Origin of the sequence: Pseudomonas sp. PSPC3-2 (assembly GCF_049897085.1) — a bacterium.
In the GTDB taxonomy this organism is placed as follows: Bacteria; Pseudomonadota; Gammaproteobacteria; order Pseudomonadales; family Pseudomonadaceae; genus Aquipseudomonas; species Aquipseudomonas paraveronii.
Genome location: NZ_JAFCVO010000008.1, coordinates 198,556 through 220,351, shown reverse-complemented (window position 1 = coordinate 220,351; position 21,796 = coordinate 198,556). Strand labels below are relative to the sequence as shown.

At 60.2% G+C, this 21,796-nt stretch carries 22 protein-coding genes; 6 read left to right on the top strand and 16 right to left on the bottom strand.

From position 1 onward, the window contains the following. Positions 1–48: 48 nt before the first annotated feature. Positions 49–1,095, top strand: a complete 1,047-nt coding sequence (locus tag ACP7CJ_RS15640; protein WP_247395479.1) for a calcium/sodium antiporter — start codon at positions 49–51, stop codon at positions 1,093–1,095. Next, a complete protein-coding gene (locus tag ACP7CJ_RS15635; protein ID WP_276196520.1) occupies positions 1,092–1,475 on the top strand; it encodes a carboxymuconolactone decarboxylase family protein in 384 nt (127 codons plus the stop codon). The genes ACP7CJ_RS15640 and ACP7CJ_RS15635 overlap by 4 nt, the downstream gene beginning before the upstream one ends. 23 nt (positions 1,476–1,498) lie before the next feature. Here ACP7CJ_RS15635 and ACP7CJ_RS15630 read toward each other — a convergent pair whose 3' ends face one another. The 5 genes from ACP7CJ_RS15630 to kdgD form a co-directional block, all read right to left on the bottom strand. Continuing rightward, positions 1,499–2,440, bottom strand: a complete 942-nt coding sequence (locus tag ACP7CJ_RS15630) for an AEC family transporter (protein WP_247395481.1) — start codon at positions 2,438–2,440, stop codon at positions 1,499–1,501. 215 nt (positions 2,441–2,655) lie between these two features. Next, on the bottom strand, positions 2,656–4,209 hold the full coding sequence (garD, locus tag ACP7CJ_RS15625) for a galactarate dehydratase (RefSeq protein ID WP_426100715.1): 1,554 nt from the start codon (positions 4,207–4,209) through the stop codon (positions 2,656–2,658). Between the two features lie 12 nt (positions 4,210–4,221). Next, positions 4,222–5,586, bottom strand: coding sequence for an MFS transporter (locus tag ACP7CJ_RS15620; protein ID WP_276196518.1), 1,365 nt, complete (start codon positions 5,584–5,586; stop codon positions 4,222–4,224). A 100-nt stretch (positions 5,587–5,686) separates the two neighbouring features. Next, positions 5,687–7,132 (bottom strand): aldehyde dehydrogenase family protein, encoded by a 1,446-nt coding sequence (locus ACP7CJ_RS15615; protein ID WP_276196517.1) that lies wholly within the window; start codon positions 7,130–7,132, stop codon positions 5,687–5,689. 54 nt (positions 7,133–7,186) lie between these two features. After that, on the bottom strand, positions 7,187–8,098 hold the full coding sequence (kdgD, locus tag ACP7CJ_RS15610) for a 5-dehydro-4-deoxyglucarate dehydratase (protein ID WP_276196516.1): 912 nt from the start codon (positions 8,096–8,098) through the stop codon (positions 7,187–7,189). Between the two features lie 231 nt (positions 8,099–8,329). Between kdgD and ACP7CJ_RS15605 the strand changes: the two genes are divergently transcribed. Together ACP7CJ_RS15605 and ACP7CJ_RS15600 are read left to right on the top strand one after the other, a co-directional pair. Then, positions 8,330–9,484, top strand: a complete 1,155-nt coding sequence (locus ACP7CJ_RS15605; RefSeq protein ID WP_276196515.1) for a phospholipase — start codon at positions 8,330–8,332, stop codon at positions 9,482–9,484. Positions 9,485–9,532: 48 nt separating this feature from the next. Then, positions 9,533–9,706, top strand: coding sequence for a hypothetical protein (locus tag ACP7CJ_RS15600; RefSeq protein WP_276196514.1), 174 nt, complete (start codon positions 9,533–9,535; stop codon positions 9,704–9,706). On the opposite strand, the gene ACP7CJ_RS15595 is transcribed toward ACP7CJ_RS15600, so the two are convergent. The 8 genes from ACP7CJ_RS15595 to rplM all read right to left on the bottom strand — a co-directional run bounded on the left by ACP7CJ_RS15595 (position 9,707) and on the right by rplM (position 15,498). Further along, complete coding sequence (locus ACP7CJ_RS15595) at positions 9,707–10,453, bottom strand: FadR/GntR family transcriptional regulator (RefSeq protein WP_276196513.1); 747 nt, start codon at positions 10,451–10,453, stop codon at positions 9,707–9,709. A 158-nt stretch (positions 10,454–10,611) separates the two neighbouring features. Further along, positions 10,612–11,031: a ClpXP protease specificity-enhancing factor gene (locus ACP7CJ_RS15590; RefSeq protein ID WP_247395489.1), complete on the bottom strand. Its 420-nt coding sequence runs from the start codon at positions 11,029–11,031 to the stop codon at positions 10,612–10,614. Between the two features lie 17 nt (positions 11,032–11,048). Further along, positions 11,049–11,666 (bottom strand): glutathione S-transferase N-terminal domain-containing protein, encoded by a 618-nt coding sequence (locus tag ACP7CJ_RS15585; RefSeq protein WP_276196512.1) that lies wholly within the window; start codon positions 11,664–11,666, stop codon positions 11,049–11,051. A gap of 146 nt (positions 11,667–11,812) precedes the next feature. Next, positions 11,813–12,592, bottom strand: a complete 780-nt coding sequence (locus tag ACP7CJ_RS15580; RefSeq protein WP_276196511.1) for a cytochrome c1 — start codon at positions 12,590–12,592, stop codon at positions 11,813–11,815. Beyond that, on the bottom strand, positions 12,592–13,803 hold the full coding sequence (locus tag ACP7CJ_RS15575; RefSeq protein WP_017845421.1) for a cytochrome b: 1,212 nt from the start codon (positions 13,801–13,803) through the stop codon (positions 12,592–12,594). The genes ACP7CJ_RS15580 and ACP7CJ_RS15575 overlap by 1 nt, the downstream gene beginning before the upstream one ends. Next, positions 13,803–14,396 carry a ubiquinol-cytochrome c reductase iron-sulfur subunit gene (gene petA, locus ACP7CJ_RS15570; RefSeq protein WP_247395492.1) on the bottom strand — a complete coding sequence of 198 codons (594 nt, stop codon included), beginning with the start codon at positions 14,394–14,396 and terminating at the stop codon, positions 13,803–13,805. The genes ACP7CJ_RS15575 and petA overlap by 1 nt, the downstream gene beginning before the upstream one ends. A 266-nt stretch (positions 14,397–14,662) precedes the next feature. Next, complete coding sequence (gene rpsI / locus ACP7CJ_RS15565) at positions 14,663–15,055, bottom strand: 30S ribosomal protein S9 (protein WP_276196510.1); 393 nt, start codon at positions 15,053–15,055, stop codon at positions 14,663–14,665. 14 nt (positions 15,056–15,069) lie between these two features. After that, positions 15,070–15,498 carry a 50S ribosomal protein L13 gene (rplM, locus tag ACP7CJ_RS15560; protein ID WP_010568039.1) on the bottom strand — a complete coding sequence of 143 codons (429 nt, stop codon included), beginning with the start codon at positions 15,496–15,498 and terminating at the stop codon, positions 15,070–15,072. Positions 15,499–15,746: 248 nt separating this feature from the next. Here rplM and ACP7CJ_RS15555 point away from each other — a divergent pair, with 248 nt between their 5' ends. Then, positions 15,747–16,787 carry an NADP(H)-dependent aldo-keto reductase gene (locus ACP7CJ_RS15555; protein WP_276196509.1) on the top strand — a complete coding sequence of 347 codons (1,041 nt, stop codon included), beginning with the start codon at positions 15,747–15,749 and terminating at the stop codon, positions 16,785–16,787. Positions 16,788–16,849: 62 nt separating this feature from the next. On the opposite strand, the gene ACP7CJ_RS15550 is transcribed toward ACP7CJ_RS15555, so the two are convergent. After that, the gene (locus ACP7CJ_RS15550; RefSeq protein WP_247395494.1) at positions 16,850–17,986 is read right to left on the bottom strand and encodes an acyl-CoA dehydrogenase family protein; all 1,137 of its coding nucleotides are present in this window, start codon (positions 17,984–17,986) and stop codon (positions 16,850–16,852) included. Positions 17,987–18,205: 219 nt separating this feature from the next. On the opposite strand from ACP7CJ_RS15550, the gene ACP7CJ_RS15545 reads away from it, so the two are divergent. Continuing rightward, positions 18,206–19,126 (top strand): GlxA family transcriptional regulator, encoded by a 921-nt coding sequence (locus tag ACP7CJ_RS15545; protein WP_426100823.1) that lies wholly within the window; start codon positions 18,206–18,208, stop codon positions 19,124–19,126. Positions 19,127–19,254: 128 nt separating this feature from the next. On the opposite strand, the gene zapE is transcribed toward ACP7CJ_RS15545, so the two are convergent. Both zapE and ACP7CJ_RS15535 read right to left on the bottom strand, forming a co-directional pair. Next, a complete protein-coding gene (gene zapE, locus ACP7CJ_RS15540; protein ID WP_247395495.1) occupies positions 19,255–20,349 on the bottom strand; it encodes a cell division protein ZapE in 1,095 nt (364 codons plus the stop codon). A gap of 79 nt (positions 20,350–20,428) precedes the next feature. After that, positions 20,429–21,784: a tryptophan--tRNA ligase gene (locus ACP7CJ_RS15535; RefSeq protein ID WP_276196508.1), complete on the bottom strand. Its 1,356-nt coding sequence runs from the start codon at positions 21,782–21,784 to the stop codon at positions 20,429–20,431. Positions 21,785–21,796: the final 12 nt, after the last annotated feature.

Here is a 21,796-nt window from a genome sequence, read left to right as displayed (position 1 = left end):
CTGGCCATTTACGGATTAACCGCCCTCTCGCCCTGGAGCCTGATCGAATTGATCAGCGGCCTGGTGTTGCTGATCGTCGGTGCCGAAATCCTGGTGCGCGCCGCGGTGCGCCTGGCTGCCAGCCTTAAGGTCAGGCCGTTGATCATTGGCCTGACGATCGTCGCCTTCGGCAGCAGTGCGCCGCAGATGACGGTCAGCCTGCAAGCCACCCTGGCCGGCAACACCGACATTGCGGTGGGCAGCGTGATCGGCAGCAGCATTTTCAACATCCTCGTCACCCTGGGCCTGTCGGCGCTGATCGTTCCGCTGCGGGTCTCGAGGCAACTGGTGCGCCTGGATATCCCGGTGATGATCCTCGCCGGCCTGCTGGTATTTACCCTGGCGGCCAATGAAGAACTGACGCCGGTCGACGGTTCGCTGCTGCTGGTGGCCTTGCTGGCCTACCTCGGCGTGCTGCACTACCAGACCCGCCATTCACGTCGCCCGCGCACGCTGGACACCGTGGCCAAGGCGCCCTGGCTGAGCAGCGTATTGCTGATGTTCGGCGGATTGCTGGTGCTGGTGCTGGCCGGGCATTTGTTGCTGGGTGCGGCAGTGGATGTGGCGGGCGATCTGGGCCTGTCGGAGCGCATCATCGGCTTGACGCTGATCGGCGTCGGCACTTCGCTGCCGTGCCTGGCCACCTCGCTGATCGCAGCCCTGCGCGGCCAGCGGGAAATCGCCGTGGGTAACGTGATCGGCAGCAACCTGTTCAACCTGCTGGGCGTACTGGGGCTGACCGCACTGCTCGCGCCCTCGCCGCTGTCGGTGTCGCCCAATGCCCTGGATTTCGACCTGCCGGTGATGCTCGGCGTGGTGGTGCTGTGCCTGCCGGTGTTTTATTCCGGCTACCGCGTGACCCGTGCCGAAGGCCTGGTGCTGCTGGGGCTATACCTGGCGTATGGGCTACATGTGATGGCATTCACCACCGGCATGCCGTTGGCCAACAAACTCGAACAACTGATGCTGTATTACGTCCTGCCAGTGCTGGTGGCTTTCCTGTTGTTCAGCACGCTGCGAGCCTGGCGCCGCCAACACAAGAGGGAATCGCAATGACCGATCCGAAAAAGCCAGGGGTAGAAATGCGTCGTCAGGTGATGGGCGATGCGTTCGTCGACCGCGCCTTGGGCAACGCGACCGAATTCACCCAGCCGCTGCAGGACTTCGTCAACGAACATGCCTGGGGCAGCGTGTGGAACCGCGACGGCTTGCCGCTGAAGACACGCAGCCTGATCACCCTCGCCGCCCTCACCGCGCTCAAGTGCCCGCAGGAACTCAAAGGCCATGTGCGCGGCGCGCTGAACAACGGCTGCACGGTGGAGGAAATCCGCGAGGCGCTGCTGCATTGCGCGGTGTATGCCGGTGTGCCGGCGGCGATCGAAGCGTTTCGGGCGGCGCAGGAAGTGATTGAGGCGTATCAGGCAGACAAGCCGTGACGCTCAGATAGCGATCACAAGATTCAGATCCAGCCACCCGCCTGCAACACGAAGATCCCGATATTCGTGGTCACCGCCGCCATCAAGGTGGTGATCACGATAATCGCCGCCGCCAGCTCATGATTGCCCTCGGCCGCCCTGGCCATCACAAAGCTCGCGGCTGCGGTCGGTGCGCCGAAGTACAGGAACAGAATCCCCAGTTCCGGCCCACGAAACCCCAGCAACCACGCCCCCAGAGTGGCGACCAGCGGCAGCCAGATCATCTTCATCAAGCTCGCACTCAACGCCATGTTGCCGCTCTTGCGCAACGCCGCCAGCGACAAGGTGCCGCCGATGCAGATCAGCGCCAACGGTAAAGTCATGTCGGCCAGGTACTGCGCGGATTTTTCCAGCCAGCCCGGCAAGCCGATCTGGAAATAGGCGAACGGCGCGGCCGCGATCACGCTGATGATCAGCGGGTTGGCCAGGACACTTTTGCAGATGCTCCACGGGTCGGATTTGATCACCGGGCTGTACACCGCCAGCACAATGGTCGACAGCGTGTTGTAGAACAGGATCACCAACGCCGCGAGGATCGCGCCGAGGGAGATGCCGTAATCACCGTACATACTGGCCGCCAGCGCCAGGCCGATCACCCCGTTGTTACCGCGAAAAGCGCCCTGGGTGTAGATGCCCCGGTCTTCACGCTTGCAGCGGAAAATCGCCCAGCCCCAGGCCAGGGCAAAACTCAACAGCGTGGCGACGGCGAAGTAGATCAGCAAACCTGGCTTGAGCGCCGAATGCAGGTCGGCATGCAGGATGCCGAGAAACAGCAGCGCCGGCATGGTGACGTTGAACACCAGCGACGACGCGGTGTGGATGAAGTTGTCGTTGATCCAGTTGATGCGCTTGAGCAACACGCCGAGGAACAACATGGCAAACACCGGCGCGGTGATGGTGAGGGTGGAGAGGAAGATAGCCAGCATGCCGGGGAGAACCTTGGTGAGCGTCGTTAGGGGGCTAATGATAAGCCATACGGCCCAGCGGCGCCTGATAGACCGCTATCGGGGGCAAGTCGAACCGTCGCACCGCCCCTCCCACATAGGGTCTGCGGTGTTCATCCATTATATGTCTGACGCAGACTCAGTGTGGGAGGGGCGGTGCGACGGTTCGACTTGCCCCCGATGAAGGCGACTCGGTCTCAAGTAATCGGCGCCGGGTTGAACAACGTAATGTCGTTATACAGCTTGTGCTGCTCCGCCCACGTCTGCTTCCTGCCGCTGGCCACATCCAGGTAGAAGTGGAACAACTCCCACCCCAACTCCTCGATGGTCGCGCGCCCGGTGGCTATGCGCCCGGCGTCGATATCGATCAGGTCCGGCCAGCGCTGCGCCAGCTCCGTGCGGGTCGAGACCTTCACCACCGGCGCCATCGCCAGCCCGTAAGGCGTGCCGCGCCCGGTGGTGAACACATGCAGGTTCATCCCCGCCGCCAGTTGCAAGGTGCCGCACACGAAGTCGCTGGCGGGCGTGGCGCAAAAGATCAGGCCTTTGCCCTTGAAGCGCTCACCCGGGCCGAGCACCCCGTTGATCGCGCTGCTGCCAGACTTGACGATGGAGCCCAGGGACTTCTCGACAATATTCGACAACCCCCCCTTCTTGTTCCCCGGCGTGGTGTTGGCACTGCGATCCGCCTCGCCCTTGGCCAGATAACGGTCGTACCAATCCATCTCCCTAACCAACGCTTCGGCCACGTCCCTGGTCTGTGCGCGAGCAGTCAGCAGGTAAATCGCATCACGCACCTCGGTGACTTCGGAAAACATCACCGTCGCCCCCGCCCGCAACAACAAGTCCGAGGCGAAACCCAGCGCCGGGTTGGCGGTGATGCCGGAAAACGCATCACTGCCGCCGCACTGCATGCCCAGGATCAGCTCGGACGCCGGCACGGTTTCCCGGCGGCGCTGGTCGAGTTTCTTCAGGCGCGCCTCGGCCAGCGCCATGATCTGCTCGATCATCTCGCCAAACCCGTGGCTGGAATCCTGCAGCCGATACAGCCACGGCTCGCTCAGGTCGACGGAGCTGTCGTTATCGTGCATCACCTGCCCGGCCTGCAATTTCTCGCAGCCCAGGCTGATCACCAGGGCTTCGCCGCCCAGGTTCGGGTTGCGTGCCAGGTTGCGCACGGTGCGGATCGGGATATACGCATCCGTCGCAGTGATCGCCACCCCACAACCGTAGCTGTGGGTCAGCGCCACCACGTCATCGACATGCGGGTACTTGGGCAGCAATTCGTCCTTGATGCGCTTGACCGCATGGTCCAGCACACCGGTGACGCACTGCACCGTGGTGGTGATGCCGAGGATATTGCGCGTGCCGACCGTACCGTCGGCATTGCGATAGCCCTCGAAGGTAAACCCTTCCAGCGGTGCCTGGGCCTCAGGCACCTCGGTAGACAGCGGCAAGCTGTCCAACGGCGGCGCGGTAGGCATGCGCAGTTGATCTTCCTGCACCCAACTGCCGCGTGGGATCGGCGCCAAGGCGTAGCCGATGGTTTGGCCGTAGCGAATAATCCGGCCGCCTACGGGGATATCTTCGAGGGTCACTTTGTGGCTTTGTGGAATGAAATCCACGGTCACCAGGCCGTCCGGGAATTCGGTCCCGGCCGGTACACCCTGGTCATTGACCACGATCACCACGTTGTCGCGCTCGTGCAAACGAATCGAGCGCGGCGAGTCGGCATGTTCAATCAACTGCATCACTCGGCCCCTTCAGGAATGCGCTTGGGTAAGGTGGGTCAACTCGGGCCCTTGGCTTGGCGGCTCTTTGAGCACCACGCGTTTGATCGGGCCGACAATCACCAGGTAACTGAACACCGCCACCAGCGCATTCGCGCCGACAAACACCAGGGCCCATTTGAACGAACCAGTGGTACTGATGATGTAGCCGATGACAATCGGCGTGGTGATCGACGCCAGGTTACCGAAGGTGTTGAACAGGCCGCCACTGAGGCCAGCGATTTGTTTCGGCGACGTGTCAGACACCACCGCCCAGCCCAGTGCGCCAACACCCTTGCCGAAGAAGGCCAAGGCCATGAAGCCCACCACCATCCACTCGATATCCACGTAGTTGCAGGCCACGATGCTGCTGGAGATCAGCAGGCCGCCAATAATCGGCGCCTTGCGGGCGAAGGTCAGGGAATGGCCTTTGCGCAGCAGGTAGTCGGAGATCACCCCGCCCAATACACCGCCGATAAACCCGCAGATCGCCGGCAATGAGGCAACGAAACCGGCCTTGAGAATGGTCATGCCACGGTCCTGCACCAGATACACCGGGAACCAGGTCAGGAAGAAGTACGTGATGCCGTTGATGCAGTACTGGCCCAGGTACACGCCGAGCATCATGCGGTTAGTCAGCAACTGACGGATGTAATCCCACTTCGGACCGTCGGTTTTCTTACCCTTGCCCTTGTCCTGATCCATATCGACCAACGCACCATTGGCCGCGATGTGATTGAACTCGGCTTCGTTGATCATCGGGTGCTGGCGCGGGCTGTGGATAACTTTCAGCCAGACCAGTGAGAAAACAACGCCGATCACGCCCATCACGATAAACACGTGCTGCCAGCCGAAGCTGTAGACGATCCAGCCCATCAGCGGCGCGAACAGCACCGTGGCGAAGTACTGCGCCGAGTTGAAAATCGCCGAGGCCGTACCACGTTCGGCGGTGGGGAACCAGGCGGCCACAATCCGTGCATTGCCCGGGAAGGACGGCGCTTCGGCCAGGCCGACCATAAAGCGCAGCATAAACAGCGCCACGACCGCCGTGGAGATACCGAACTCACCGACGTAGCCTTGCAGCACGGTGAACAGTGACCAGGTGAAGATGCTCAGGGCATAGACTTTTTTCGAGCCGAACCGATCGAGCAGCCAGCCGCCGGGAATTTGCCCGGCCACGTAGGCCCAACCGAATGCAGAGAAGATGTAACCGAGGGTGACCGCGTCGATGCCGAGGTCTTTTTGCAGGCTGGAACCCGCTATCGCGATGGTGGCCCGGTCGGCGTAATTGATCGTAGTCACCAGGAACAGCATGAGCAGGATCAAATAGCGGACATGGGTCGGCTTGGTCGCTTGCATATAGAAGTACTCCCACTAATTATTTTTTTTGCGGGTAATGCGTGTTTTGTCCAGTGGTCACCGGCGCCTACACAAGCCGGTGACCACTGGGTGCTGCGTGTTACGAGCCGATGTAGCTGGTTTTCACCACGGTGTAGAACTCTTGCGCATAGCGACCTTGCTCACGCGAACCATAGGATGAGCCCTTACGGCCGCCGAACGGAACGTGATAGTCCACGCCAGCCGTCGGCAGGTTGACCATCACCATCCCGGCCTGGGAGTGGCGCTTGAAGTGGTTGGCGTATTTGAGCGAGGTGGTGGCAATCCCCGCCGACAAACCGAACTCGGTGTCGTTGGCCATGGCCAGCGCCGCCTCGTAGTCCGCCACGCGCACTACGTTGGCCACTGGGCCGAAGATCTCTTCACGGCTGATGCGCATGGCGGCTTCGCTGTCGGCAAACAGCGTCGGCGCCAGGTAATAGCCCTCGGTGTCGCAGGTCACCAGGCCGCCACCGCTCACCAACCGCGCACCTTCGCTCTGGCCGATGTCGATGTATTTCAAGTCCTGGTCCAACTGGGCCTGGGAGACGACCGGGCCGATGTCGGTGCCGCTTTTCAAGGCATGGCCGACCTTGATCGACTTCATGCGCTCGGCCATGGCCGCGACGAACTGGTCATGAATGCCGGCCGTCACGATCAAGCGGCTGGAGGCGGTGCAACGTTGGCCGGTGGAATAGAACGCGCTCTGTACCGATAACTCGACGGCCTGCTTGAGGTCGGCGTCATCGAGAATGATCTGCGGGTTTTTGCCGCCCATTTCCAACTGCACCTTGGCTTGGCGCGACACACAACTGACCGCGATCTGACGCCCCACACCGACCGAGCCGGTGAAGCTGATGCCGTCGACTTTCGGGCTGTTGACCAACACCTCGCCGACCACACGCCCGCTGCCCATCACCAGGTTGAACACACCAGCGGGGAAACCGGCGCGGGAGATGATTTCCGCCAGGGCCCAGGCGCAGCCCGGCACCAGCTCCGCCGGCTTGATCACCACGCAGTTGCCGTAGGCCAGGGCCGGAGCGATTTTCCACGCGGGGATGGCGATCGGGAAGTTCCACGGGGTGATCAAGCCGACCACGCCAAGGGCTTCGCGGGTGACTTCAACATTGACGCCCGGCCGCACCGACGGCACGTAGTCGCCGGACAGGCGCAGGCACTCGCCGGCGAAGAACTTGAAAATATTCCCGGCGCGGGTCACTTCGCCAATGGCTTCAGGCAGGGTCTTGCCCTCTTCCCGAGCCAGCAGCGTGCCAAGTTCTTCGCGGCGGGCGAGGATTTCGCTGCCGACTTTATCCAACGCGTCATGGCGGGCCTGGATTCCGGAAGTGGACCAGGCCGGGAACGCAGCACGGGCAGCATCGATGGCGGCGTTGACCTGGGCGACATCCGCCTTGGCATATTCGCCGACGACATCGGACAACTCCGACGGGTTGAGGTTGACGCAATAATCAGCGCCGGCCACCCATTGGCCGTTGATGTAGTTCTCAAAACGTTTGGCTTGGGACACGAATCTTCTCCTGACGCAAAAGGCCGCTGATTGCTCAGCGGCCTTATAGATAAGTTATTGCGGACCTTGCTTGTCGATCAGCGCGGCCAGGGCTTCGTATTCTTCCGGCAGCAGCTCGGTCAGTGGCGTGCGTACCGGGCCTGCGTCGTAGCCGACGATTTTGGCGCCTGCCTTGACGATGCTCACCGCATAGCCGGCCTTGCGGTTACGGATGTCCAGGTACGGCAGGAAGAAGTCATCGATGATCTTGCCGACAGTGGCGTGATCGTCGCGGGCGATGGCGTGATAGAAGTCCATCGCGGTTTTCGGGATGAAGTTGAACACCGCCGAGGAGTACACCGGCACGCCCAGCGCCTTGTAGGCAGCGGCGTAAATCTCTGCAGTCGGCAAGCCACCCAGGTAGCTGAAACGGTCGCCCAGACGACGGCGGATCGACACCATCAATTCGATGTCACCCAGGCCGTCCTTGTAGCCGATCAGGTTCGGGCAACGTTCGGCTAGGCGCTCCAGCAGTGGCGCAGTCAGGCGGCAGACGTTGCGGTTGTAGACCACCACGCCGATCTTGACCGACTTGCACACCGCTTCCACGTGGGCGGCAACCCCGTCCTGGCTGGCTTCGGTCAGGTAATGCGGCAGCAGCAGCAAGCCTTTGGCTCCGAGGCGCTCGGCTTCCTGAGCGTATTCGATGGCCTGACGGGTCGAACCACCCACACCGGCGAGGATCGGCACGCTGGTGGCGCAGGTATCCACTGCCGTCTTCACAACCTGGGAATATTCGCTGGCGGCCAGGGAGAAAAACTCACCGGTGCCGCCGGCAGCGAACAGTGCAGTGGCGCCGTAGGGGGCTAGCCACTCCAGACGCTTGATATAGCCGGCCTGATGGAAATCACCTTGTGCGTTGAAATCGGTCACGGGGAAAGACAGCAGACCGTGGGAGAGGATGGACTTCAGTTCTTGTGGATTCATTATTCGAACACCCTGGCAAAGACTTTCTATCGAAAGGTTATTGTTGGTTCTGGTTATGTCATACGTCATCGTACAACTATAAAATATTTCGTCAACTGCAATTCATCGACGTTCATCGAACCGCCTGTTGAGACAGCGCGTGTTGACGTAGGATTTTTTTCCTCTATGCTCAAATAACTGTATATGCATACAGTAAAAAGGAAGATCCCCACGACATAGCAAGGAGCTAACATGTCCGGTCTTGAACTCGCAGCACCCGAAAAAAACCTACCCACCCTGCGTTTCGAAGGCGCTGAACACACCGCCATCGGTGACGACACGCTGTTGCGCTTCGCCAAGGACGCCCCGGCGATTGCCGCCCGACACGTCGAACTGCACCTGCCCAACGGCCTGGCGCTGACCTATGGTCAAGTGATCGCCCTGGGCGGTGACTTCTATGGCATTCCCGGCCAACCCATCAGTGATGGCACCTCCCCTGCCGAGCGCGTGCAACGCTTTAGCGCCGCATTCAACTCGCTGGCGGTGCTGCCGGCGTCACGGGAGGAAGCACCGAAGATCCTGGCGGTGATGCAAAAGGAGATCAACGCGGTCAACCAGGCGATCAAGGACGGCAAATCACCCCACGACGCCTACGCTGCGCTCGGTGATACGTTGTCCGAGGAGTGGAACCGCATCACCGGCGGTGGCAGTGTGGTTTCGGCGCTGTTTCCCCTGGGGCGTTACTTGAAGCTGGCGGCGGACAACGCCGACCACTTCGGCGAATGGGCGCTGTCGGCCTACCTGGCCGGGCATACGGCAGCGCTGCAACAAGCGGTCATCGCCCATCAGAGCGGCACCGACCAGGCGCTGGAACTGGCCTATGCAATGAACAGTTTTGCCGATCACTTCCTGACCGACCTGTTTTCCGCCGGCCACCTGCGAGTGCCGCGCAAACAACTGGCCGCCGTGGTGACGCCCGGGGATTTGGGCTCACTGGTCAGCCGCTTCATGCACGATGAAGACAGCAAGTTCGGGCTCAAGGTACGCAATGCCGTCGGTGACGAGTGGCATGCCTACGGGGATAAACGCTACTTCGATGCCGACGACGCGGCCAACCGGGCCCAGGTCCAACGCGCCGTGCAGGCGTCGGCCGATGAGATTTTCGACGCGTTTATCAGCGGCGTCGCGCCCTCCCCGGCCCACTTCAAGGCGCCGCTGTATGTGCCGGATCTGAATGCGGCGCAGAACCCGGCGAATAACTTTTCGCCGTTGTTCAAGATGCAGGGAGACAAGGTGCTGCGGCGCAAGGACGTGAATGACTTGAACGACAAGCATTGGACCGCTGATTGGTGGGGGTGGAGTACGTACTTGCTGCTCAAGGACTACACGCCCAATACACCTGCTTGAGGCGTACCGTTTGTCGTGACTGCATGACTGTCCTCAAGGGCCAAGTCCTTGGCTCTTGAGGCTTTTCATTCCCGTCATCCGCAGACGCAGAGCCAGGCAGACCCGTGGGTTCTGGTAACGGCTAAGTACATCTTCATGGCGGCACAAATCGAGCAGAACGTGATCGTGCTTGATGCCTTGACCACAGCGCCGCCTACCGACATTCGCCCACCGGCGGTTTGATCACTCGGCCCGTTCTGCCGCTTCATGGGCATGGCGCAGCCGCTCCCGACTGTTCGTCAAATGCAAGCGCATCGCCGCCCGCGCCGCGTCCGAATCCTGACGCGCGATTGCTTCATAGATTTCTTCGTGTTCGCGGCTCAAGCGCTTCATGTAGTGCTGCTGGTCATCCTGGGCCAGGCGCGCCGAGTTCAGGCGGGTACGCGGAATGATGCTAGTGCCCAGGTGAGTCATGATGTCGGTGAAGTAGCGGTTGCCGGTGGACAGGGCAATCTGCAGGTGGAACTGGAAGTCCGACGCTACCGCATCGCCGGCATGGGCGGCGCTTTCATTCAAGGCGTCGAGGGCGGCACGCATGCCGGCCAATTGTTCGTCGCTGCGGCGCAACGCGGCCAGGCCCGCAGACTCCACTTCCAGGCTGATACGCAGTTCCAGGATCGCCAACACATCACGCAGGGTCACGACGGTGGCCGGGTCAATGCGGAAGCCGCTGGGGCTTGGCGTGTCCAACACAAAGGTGCCGATACCGTGGCGGGTTTCCACCTGTCCCGCCGCCTGCAAGCGCGAGATGGCTTCACGCACCACCGTGCGGCTGACGCCATGGGCCTCCATGATCGCCGATTCGGTGGGCAATTTGTCGCCACGCTTGAGTTGGCCGTCGCGGATCTGCTCGGACAACACCGTGACCAATTCCTGGGCAAGGCTGCGGCGCTTGCGGGGAAAACGCGGGGCGGTGTTGGTGCTTTCCATGTTGGGTCATCTTTCTTGGTGAACTGAAGACGCATCATAGCCCATGGCGGTTGTACGATCACCGTCCCCGGCATGTCTTTCATCTACAACGACCAGGCAAAAAAATGCCCCGGCAACCGCCGAGGCATTTTTCAGGCTCGCCCGAAGGCAACAACCGCTTACTTCACCACTTTCAGACTGGGCCGGCCGCTTGGACGCGGTGGCTCGGTATCCGGTGGCGGCACTTCATCGTCGTCTTCCCCTTCGATCGCGTCGTCATCCTCGAAAGGCGACTCCAGATCGAACACCATGCCTTGACCATTTTCCCGGGCGTAAATCCCGAGGATGGCGCCAATCGGCACGTACAGCGTATGCGGCACACCGCCGAAACGCCCTTCGAAGCTGACGGCTTCGTTGTCCATGTGCAGGTGGCGCACCGCACTCGGCGATACGTTCAGCACAATCTGCCCGTCACTGGCAAAACCCTGCGGAACCTGAACCGCAGGAAACTCGGAATTGACCAGCATGTGCGGGGTGCAATCGTTGTCCACAATCCACTCATAGAGCGCGCGAACCAGGTAGGGTCGACTGGAGTTCATCAACGGCTCCTTAAGCCTTAGCGCATATCGCGTTCGACACCAGACAGACTCGTCTGGAAAGCCTCACGCGCAAACTGGCGCTCCATGTAATCAAGCAGCGGCTTGGCCGGCCGCGGCAGTTCAATGCCCATAATCGGCAAGCGCCAGAGTATGGGCAATAGGCAGCAATCCACCAGGCTTTGTTCCTCGCTGAGGAAAAAAGGCTTGTCGGCGAACAGTGGCGAAACACCCGTCAGGCTCTCGCGCAATTCCTTGCGCGCCACGACACGGGCCGCCTCTTTGCTGCGCGAATCCAGAATCAAATCCACCAGCCCGCACCAGTCGCGCTGAATCCGATGGATCAGCAGGCGGCTGTTGGCACGCGCCACCGGGTATACCGGCAGCAAAGGCGGATGCGGGTAACGCTCATCCAGATATTCCATCACCACGGTTGACTCCCACAACGCCAGGTCACGATCGACCAGGGTGGGCAAGCTGCCGTAAGGGTTCACTTCGATCAGTTTCGGCGGGTGACGACCCACCTCCACACTGATGATCTCGGCGCTGACACCCTTCTCTGCGAGCACGATGCGTACTCGGTGGGAATAGTGGTCGGCGGGGTCGGAGTAACAGGCCAACCGATTGGTCACGCCCATGGCGGTCCTCCTCGCTTGTTGAAATTATCGGAAGCTCAAAAACGAGCGCGCCCAGAGAGCATCTCGGTAGTACCTGATGACCAGGTCGCTACGGTTTAGAGATGCCGCTGGGCGCGCAAGATTAACAGCAATTGCTTACGGTTGGATCAATGCACATCCTTCCAGTATTCGCGCTTGAGCAGATAAGCGAATACGAAGAAGAAAGCCAGGTACAGCAAGACATACGTACCAATGCGCTGGTGCTGCAGTTTGACCGGGTTGGCCGAGTAGGCCAGGAAGGTCACGAGATTCTTGACCTTCTCGTCGAACTGCTCTTCGTTCAGCGCGCCGGACTTGGGCACGATGGTCAGTTGATCGCACGCTTCATGTGTCAGCGGCGTGCCGGTCAACGGGTCAAATTGCTTCTTGCCGCCATCTACTACCTGAACCTGCTTGCATCCTATCACTTGGCGACCCTGCAGGCCGACCAGAACGTTAGGCATAGCGACGTTCGGGAACACCACGTTGTTCACGCCCCATGGACGTGCAGGGTCTTCATAGAAGGATTTCAGGTAGCCGTAGAGCCAATCGGTGCCGCGAACCCGCGCCACCAGGGTCAGGTCGGGCGGCGGAGCGCCGAACCAGGCCTTGGCGTCCGCCGGCTGCATGCCGATGTTCATGTGGTCGCCAATCTTGGCGCCGGTGAACACCAGCTTATTGAGCATCACCTCGTGCGGAATGCCCAAGTCATCGGCCACGCGCTCGTATCGCTGGAACTTGGCGCTGTGGCACCCCATGCAATAGTTGGCGAACGTGCGAGCGCCGTCCTGCATGGCCGCTTTGTCAGACACGTCGATAGCGACTTTTTCCAACTCGGGGCCTTGCTCGGCAGCGAAGGACAGTAGCGGCAGCGCCGCAAGCATCAATGCAACGAATAATTTTTTCATCAGCCAGTCACCCTTTCCGGAACCGGTTTGGTCTTCTCAAGCCGGGTGTAGAACGGCATCAGAATGAAGTAGGCGAAGTACAGGAAGGTGCAGACCTGCGACAGCAACGTGCGCTCAGGAGTCGGCGCCAGTACACCCAGTACACCCAGGATAACGAACGCAATGCAGAACACCCACAGCCAGATCTTGCTCAACCAGCCCTTGTAGCGCATGGACTTGACCGGGCTTCGGTCGAGCCACGGCAGCACGAACAGCACTGCGATGGCGGCGCCCATGGCGATCACGCCCATGAGCTTGTCGGGGATCGCCCGCAAGATCGCGTAGAACGGTGTGAAGTACCAGACCGGGGCAATATGCACAGGCGTCTTGAAGGCGTTGGCCTGTTCGAAGTTAGGTTTCTCCAGGAAATAACCACCCATCTCCGGGAAAAAGAACACGATCGAGCAGAACACGAACAAGAACACGACGACACCGACAATATCTTTTACGGTGTAGTACGGGTGGAACGGAATGCCATCCAGCGGGATGCCGTTCTCGTCCTTGTGCTTCTTGATGTCCACACCATCAGGGTTGTTCGAACCCACTTCGTGCAGCGCCAGGATGTGCAGCACCACCAAACCGAGAATCACGATCGGCAAGGCCACCACGTGCAAGGCGAAGAAGCGGTTCAGGGTGATGCCCGAGATCAGGTAGTCACCACGAATCCATTGGGTCAGGTCGTTGCCGATCACCGGGATCGCGCCGAACAGCGAGATGATCACCTGGGCGCCCCAGTACGACATCTGGCCCCACGGCAGCAGGTAGCCCATGAAGGCTTCAGCCATCAGCGCCAGGTAGATCAGCATGCCGAACACCCACACCAGCTCACGCGGCTTCTGGTACGAACCGTAGAGCAAACCACGGAACATATGCAGGTAGACCACGATGAAGAACGCCGAGGCGCCGGTGGAGTGCAGCAGGCGCAGGATCGAGCCGTACTCGACGTCACGCATGATGTATTCGACGGAAGCAAACGCCTCCTCCGCCGACGGGGTGTAGCTCATGGTCAGCCAGACGCCGGTGACGATCTGATTGACCAGCACCAGCAGTGCCAGGGAGCCGAAGAAGTAGAAGAAGTTGAAGTTTTTTGGCGCGTAATACTTGCTGAGATGGTCTTCCCACATTTTGGTGGCGGGGAAGCGCGCATCGACCCAATCCATGAACTTACTCATCACGCGTTCTCCTTGTCGAGGCCAATGACAATGATGTCGTCAGATTCGTAGTTATGCGGAGGCACGGGCAGGTTCAGTGGAGCAGGTTGCGATTTGTAGACGCGGCCGGCCAGGTCGTAGTGCGAACCGTGGCAGGGGCAGAAATAACCGCCGACCCAATCCTTGCCCAGGTCGACTGGCGCCACTTCAGGGCGGAAAGTAGGTGAGCATCCCAGGTGGGTACACAGACCGACCAGCAGCAGAATCTCTGGCTTGATCGAACGTGCTTCGTTTTTGGCGTAGGCGGGTTGGTCGGAAAACTCAGATTTTGGGTCAGACAACTGGCCTTCGATCTTTTTCAGATTTCCCAGGATTTCCTCCGTTCGACGAACAATGAAGACCGGCTGACCGCGCCACTCAGCAATCATCTGCTGGCCTGGCTCGATCTTGCCAATATTCACTTTCACCGGTGCACCTGCGGCTTTCGCCTTGGCACTGGGAAACCATGACCCCACGAACGGGACCGCAGCCCCCACCGCTCCTGCAGCACCCACCACGGATGTGGCTGCTACCAAGAAGCGACGCCGGCCTGCATTCACGCCGTCATTGCTCATTCAGTCCTCTCCCATCAGCTTTTTGGCCTGTTAAATCAGGCGTCTACTAAGTATTAAATCTGAACTTATAAAAATTTTGCCGAATGGTAATGAAAAGCCCCACCTCTGACAAGGGAATTACCCGGAGCTCCAGCTCCAAGCCTTGTAGTATAGGGGGTCTACGGCTGTGGCAAGTTGTCACGCCGAAATTTATACATAAATCGCAGGCAATAAAAAACGCCCAGCTCCGTGAGGAGGCTGGGCGTTTTTGTGGAACGTAAAGCGAATTAACGCTTCGAGTACTGCGGACGCTTACGCGCTTTACGCAGACCGACTTTCTTACGTTCAACTTCACGGGCATCACGAGTCACGAAGCCAGCTTTGCGCAGAGCGCCACGCAGGGTTTCGTCGTACTGCATCAGAGCGCGAGTGATACCGTGGCGGATTGCGCCAGCTTGACCACTTACACCGCCACCGATAACGGTGACGTAGATGTCGAACTTTTCACCGGTCTCGGTCAGTTCCAGCGGCTGACGAACTACCATGCGGGCAGTTTCGCGGCCGAAGAAATTTTCCAGAGTGCGGTTGTTGATCGAGATGTTACCAGTGCCCGGACGCAGGAAAACGCGTGCGGTTGCGGTTTTGCGACGGCCAGTGCCGTAATTTTGAGTCGCCGACATAATGAACTATTCCGTTAAAACTTCAGTTCTTGGGGCTGCTGAGCAGCATGAGGGTGAGCAGCGCCCGCATAGACTTTCAGCTTGCGAAACATATCGCGACCCAGTGGGCCCTTCGGCAGCATGCCTTTAACCGCGATTTCAATCGGGGCCTCAGGCTTCTTGGCGATCAGACCTTCGAAATTAGAAGACTTGATGCCGCCTGGGAAACCGGAGTGACGGTAGTACATTTTGTCTTGCGCTTTGTTGCCGGTAACACGTACCTGCTCAGCGTTGATGATCACGATGTAGTCACCGGTGTCAACGTGAGGAGTGTATTCAGGCTTGTGCTTGCCACGCAGACGGCTGGCGACTTCAGTGGCCAGACGACCCAGAGTCTGACCAGCGGCGTCGACGACAAACCAGTCGCGCTGAACTGTTTCCGGTTTTGCAGTAAAAGTTGTCATTCTTTAATAGCCTCAGGGGCCGCCCTGTAAATTAGACGGCGGATCTTACTGAATAGTGCGTACTTTGACAAGTCAAAGGCAGCCGGATACAGACGCTATCGGGGGCTCGGGTCGGCGCGTCCGTTCAACGGCAAGATTCTTCGGCAGGCGGCGCATCACTTCCACTGCAGAAAGAGGTGGGCAATTATGCAGATTGCGAAAAAAATTTCAACCTGCTTTTATGATTGTTTTCCCCAAAGGAGCACCCGATGGATTATCGACAGCTGGGCCGTACCGATCTGAACGTAAGCGCGATAGCCTTGGGCACCATGACCTGGGGCGAGCAGAACAGCGAGGCAGAGGCCTTCGCACAGATCGAACGGGCCAAGGCCGCAGGGATCAACTTCCTCGACACGGCGGAAATGTACCCGGTGCCGCCCAAGGCCGATACCTACGCCACCACCGAGCGTTACATCGGTAATTACTTCAAAAGCCACGGCGACCGGGCCGACTGGATTCTCGCCAGCAAGATCGCCGGCCCCGGCAACACCATCGACTACATCCGCGGCGGCCACCCGCGCCACAACCGCAAGCACATCGTCGACGCCCTGGATGCCAGCCTCAAGCGCCTGCAGACCGACTGGATCGACCTCTACCAGTTGCATTGGCCGGAGCGCAGCACCAATTTCTTCGGCCAGTTGGGCTACACGCACAAGGACGAAGACGACCTGACGCCGCTGGAGGAAACCCTCGAAGCGCTGGACGCGCAAGTGAAGGCCGGCAAGATCCGCCACATCGGCCTGTCCAATGAAACACCCTGGGGCACCATGAAATTCCTCGCCCTGGCCGAAGCCCGTGGCTGGACCCGCGCAGTGTCGATCCAGAACCCCTACAACCTGCTCAACCGCAGCTTTGAAGTGGGCCTGGCGGAAATCGCGATTCGCGAACAGTGCGGCTTGCTGGCTTATTCGCCCTTGGCGTTCGGCATGCTCAGCGGCAAATACGAAGGCGGCGCACGCCCGGCAAAAGCCCGCCTGACGGAATACAGCCGCTTCAGCCGCTACTTCAACCCGCAGTCGGAAGCGGCGTGCAGCCGCTATGTGGCACTGGCCCGCGCACACGGCCTGGACCCGGCGCAGATGGCGTTGGCGTTCGTTACGCAGCAGCCGTTCGTGACCAGCAACATCATTGGTGCGACGACGCTTGAGCAACTGGACAGCAACCTTGCCAGCGCAGACCTGAAACTGTCGAAAGAGGTGCTGGAGGGGATTGAGGCGATTCAGAAGGATCATCCGAATCCGGCGCCTTGATTGACCTTTAGGCCGCCATCGGGGGCAAGCCCCCGATGAGGCCCTCAGCCACACCACCGAAATCAAAGCGCCCGCGCAATAATCTCCTTCATGATCTCGTTGGTCCCCGCATAAATCCGCTGCACCCGCGCATCCGCCCAGGCGCGGGCGATCGGGTATTCCCACATGAAGCCGTAGCCGCCATGCAATTGCACGCACTCGTCGAGCACCTTGCATTGCAGGTCCGTGGCCCAGTACTTGGCCATCGCGGCGGTGGGCACGTCGAGCTTGCCCTCAAGGTGCAATGCCAGGCACTTATCGACGAACACGCGGCCGATCTGGATCTCGGTGGCCATCTCCGCCAATTTGAAGCGGGTGTTCTGGAAATCGGCAATCGCCTTGCCGAACGCCCTGCGCTCACGGGTGTAGTCGAGCGTCCATTGCAGCGCTGCTTCGGCTGACGACAGCGCGCCAATCGCCACGGTCAAGCGCTCCTGGGGCAACTCCTGCATCAAATAGGCAAAGCCCATGCCCGCCTGGCCCAGCAAGTTTTCCTTGGGTACACGGACATCCTGGAAGAACAGCTCAGAGGTGTCCTGGGCCTTCATGCCGACTTTCTCCAGGCGCTTGCCCTTATCGAAGCCCGGCGTGGCGGCCTCCACCAGGAACAGGCTGGTGCCCTTGGCGCCGGCCTTGGGGTCGGTCTTGGCGACCACGATCACCAGATCGGCGAGAAAGCCGTTGGTGATGAAGGTCTTGGAGCCGTTGATCACATACTCATCGCCGTCCAGCACTGCGCTGGTCTTGACCCCTTGCAGATCGGACCCGGCACCCGGCTCGGTCATTGCGATGGCCGTGACCATCTCGCCGGAGATCAATCTGGGCAGGTATTTGTGCTTCAACGCCTCACTGCCGTAATGCAGGATGTACGGCGCGACAATATCCGAATGCAGGGAGAAACCGATGCCGGTCAGCCCCAGACGGCTGATTTCTTCGATCACCACTGCGCTGTAAAGAAAGTCCGCACCCAGGCCGCCGTACTCCTCCGGCAGATGGGAGCACAACATCCCCGCCTCGCCGGCCTTGTTCCACAGCGTGCGGTCGATATAGCCCTGCTTCTCCCATTGCGCGTGGAACGGCGCGGCGTCTTTTTCAAGGAAGGTGCGCACGCTCTGGCGGAAGAGCTCGTGTTCCGAACTGAACAAGGTTCTGGGGATCATGGGTCACCTGCGTGGATTGTCGGACAAAGACGAACCACAGAGCCTATGCCCCGACGACGTCACGGGACACTGGACACATGCGACAAAAAATAAGACGATCCAGCCGTCTGGTGACCACTTTCCCCTATAAGAATAAATGAAATTATGTCTAACCAAATCTCCACGCCCCTGCGGCGCGTCAGCATTTTGGCCATTGATCGGGTATTCGCTTCCACCCTCATGCAAGCCAAGGATTTCTTCCACCTCGCCAGCCTGCGTTACGGCAAACAACAAGGCCTGGGCCTGACCCCCGCATTCGAAACCCGCCTGGTCAGCCCCGACGGGCTATCGGCGCGCAGCTTCAGTGATGTGATCATGCCGATGGACGGCGGGCTGGAAGACGCCGACATCATCGTGCTACCGGCCTTCTGGGATGACTTCGACGCCCTGTGTACGCGTTACCCGCAAGTGCTGCCGTGGCTGCGTGAACAGCACGCCCGCGGCGCCGTAGTCTGCGGCGTAGCCAACGGGGTGTTCTGGCTGGCCGAAGCCGGGCTGCTCGATGGGAAGGAGGCGACGACCTACTGGCGTTTCTTCAATGCCTTCAGCGAGCGCTTCCCCAAGGTCCAACTTAACCAGGACAAGCACCTCACCGACGCCGACAACCTGTACTGCGCCGGCGGTACCACCTCCGCCTGCGACCTCTACATTTATTTGATCGAACGCTTCTGCGGCGCCAATATCGCCCAGGCCGTGGCCCGCGACATTCTTTACGAAGTGCAGCGTAGCTACTCGCCGGGACGGATCGGTTTCGGCGGGCAGAAGCTGCACCAGGACGTGATCATCCTGCAAATCCAGCACTGGCTCGAAGAACATTTCGCCGACAAGTTCCGCTTCGAGGACGTCGCCCGGGAACACGGCATGAGCATCCGCAACTTCATGCGCCGCTTCCAGACCGCCACCGGCGACAAACCGCTGCATTACCTGCAACGGCTGCGGATCGAGACGGCAAAAGGACTGCTTTCGGGCAGCCGCAAGAGCATCAAGACCATCAGTTATGAGGTGGGTTACGACGATGCGAGCTTCTTTGCGCGGTTGTTCAGGCAGCACACCGAGCTGTCACCGAACCAGTATCGCCAGCAGTTCCAGCAAGCCGCGTAATCAGGGCCGTACAGAGGCCGAATGTGGGAGGGAGCTTGCTCCCGATGGCGGTGGATCAGTCACTACATCATTGACTGACATTCCGCTATCGGGAGCAAGCTCCCTCCCACATTGGAGCTGCGTCGTGCTTAGGGCTTGTGCGCCCGCGACAGGAACTCGTGGGATTGCATTTCCAGCAAGCGGCTCAGGGTGCGCTGGAATTCAAAGTTCAAGCGACCGCCGGTGTAGAGGTCCTTGAGCTCGACTTCCGCCGAGATGATCAACTTGACGTTGCGGTCATAGAACTCGTCGACCATGTTGATAAAGCGGCGCGCGATGTCGTCGGTGCTGACGCTCATCTGCTCCACGCCACTGAGGATCACGGCGTGGAAGATCTTGCCCAGTTCGATGTAGTCGTTCTGGCTGCGCGGGCCGTCGCACAGTTCACGGAAGTCGAACCACGCCACGTCATCGCAGGTGCGCAAGGCGATGATTTCGCGGTTTTCGATGATCAACTTGTCGTTTTCCACCGCCTGGGTGCATTCCGGCGTGAGGGCGCGGAAGCTTTTGCGCAGGCTTTCTTGCGCCGCATCGTTGAGCGGGAAGTGGAACAACTCCGCTTGCTCCAGGTGCCGCAGGCGGTAATCGACGCCACTGTCGACGTTGACGATCTCGGTGTTCTGCTTGATCAGCGCAATGGCCGGCAGGAAGCGCGCGCGTTGCAGGCCATCCTTGTACAGGCCATCGGGCACGATGTTCGAGGTAGCGACCAGGGTCACGCCGTTCTTGAACAACTCTTCCATCAAGGTGCCGAGGATCATGGCGTCGGTGATGTCGGAGACGAAGAACTCATCGAAACAGATCACCCGCGCTTCTGCGGAGAACCGCTTGGCGATGATGGTCAGCGGGTTTTTCTCGCCCGGCAGGGTTTTCATCTCTTCGTGGACGCGCTTCATGAAGCGGTGGAAGTGCGTGCGGACCTTTTCCCTGAACGGCAACGCTTCGAAGAAGGTGTCCACCAGGTAGGTCTTGCCGCGACCGACGCCGCCCCAGAAGTACAGGCCCTTGACCGGCGTGTAGCCTTTCTTGCCAAACAACTTGCTGAACACCCCGGGTTTGCTCTGCGAGGCCGCGACCAGGTCTTCGTACAGGCGTTGCAAATGACGCACCGCCGTTTCCTGGGCCGCATCGTGGAAGAATTCAGGGCGTTTCAGATCAGCTTGATATCGTTCTAGGGGCGTCATAATTTCGTTAGCAAGGCAACAAAAACGGGCCGTCACTGTAACGACGGCCCCGGATAATGGCAATCAACCCTTGGTCGGGTTAATCCTCGAGGGGGGTCAACGCGACGCGCAGGGCTTCGATGGCGGCATCGCGCGACGCGGCATCGGCGAACGTAGCGCTGTCGGCCACTGCGGCGGCGTCCAGCCATACACTGAAGCTCAGGGCTTCAGTGCGCACGTCCAGCGCAGCGCCACTTTGCAATTGCTTGGTCACTGCGCCAGCCGCTTTGCCGTCGGCAAAATTGCGCGACAACAGCAGTTGCTCGCCATCGGCCGCCAGCAGGCGGAAGCGGAAGCTGCCGTCGTCTTCACGAAAGCTCACGAAGCGTGCAGCTTTGGCGGCCTTTTTCTTGGTGCTGACCGGCGCTGCGGCCTGGTTGACGAACGAACGCAGGCCCACTGCCTCACGCAGTTCGGCGAGGAACGGCGCGGCCACGGCGCGGGCTTTTTGGGCACCGATCAGCAGCAGGTCTTCCATGTCCGCCGGGCGCGACATCAATTGGTGATAGCGCTCGCGGGATTCACCCAGTTGACCGTCCAGCAGTTGGAACAGACGGTTCTTCGCCTCGCCCCAGCCCAGGCCTTGCAACAACTCGGCGCGAAATTCCTGCTCCTGGGCCTTGCTGGCAAACGCCTGGTACAGGGTGAACAGGTGCGAATTGTCCGGGTCCTTGGCTTCACCGGGCGCGCGGGAGTCGGTGACGATCCGCGAGATCGCGTCTTTCATGTCCTTGGCGCTGCTGAACAACGGGATGGTGTTGTCGTAGCTCTTCGACATCTTGCGACCGTCCAGGCCCGGCAAGGTGGCGACGCTTTCTTCGATCAACGCCTCGGGCATGGTGAAGAACTCTTTACCGTTGCCGAACAGGTGGTTGAAGCGCTGGCCGATGTCGCGGGCCATTTCCACGTGCTGGATCTGGTCGCGGCCCACCGGCACCTTGTGCGCGTTGAACATCAAAATGTCCGCCGCCATCAGCACCGGGTAGCTGTACAGGCCCATGGTGATGCCCGCATCCGGGTCTTCGCCGTTTTCCACGTTCTTGTCCACCGACGCTTTGTAGGCGTGGGCGCGGTTGAGCAGGCCCTTGGCGGCGACGCAGGTCAGCAGCCAGGTCAGCTCGGGGATCTCGGGGATGTCGGACTGGCGATAGAACGTCACCCGGTTCACATCCAGGCCACCGGCCAGCCAGGTCGCGGCGATTTCCATACGCGAGCGCTGGATGCGCTGCGGGTCATCGCATTTGATCAGGGCGTGGTAGTCGGCCAGGAAGTAGAAGGAGTCGGCATTGGCGTCCTGACTGGCAAGGATCGCCGGGCGGATCGCCCCGGCGTAGTTGCCCAGGTGCGGCGTGCCGGTGGTGGTGATGCCGGTGAGGATACGGGTACGAGTCGTCATGGGTAATCGCTT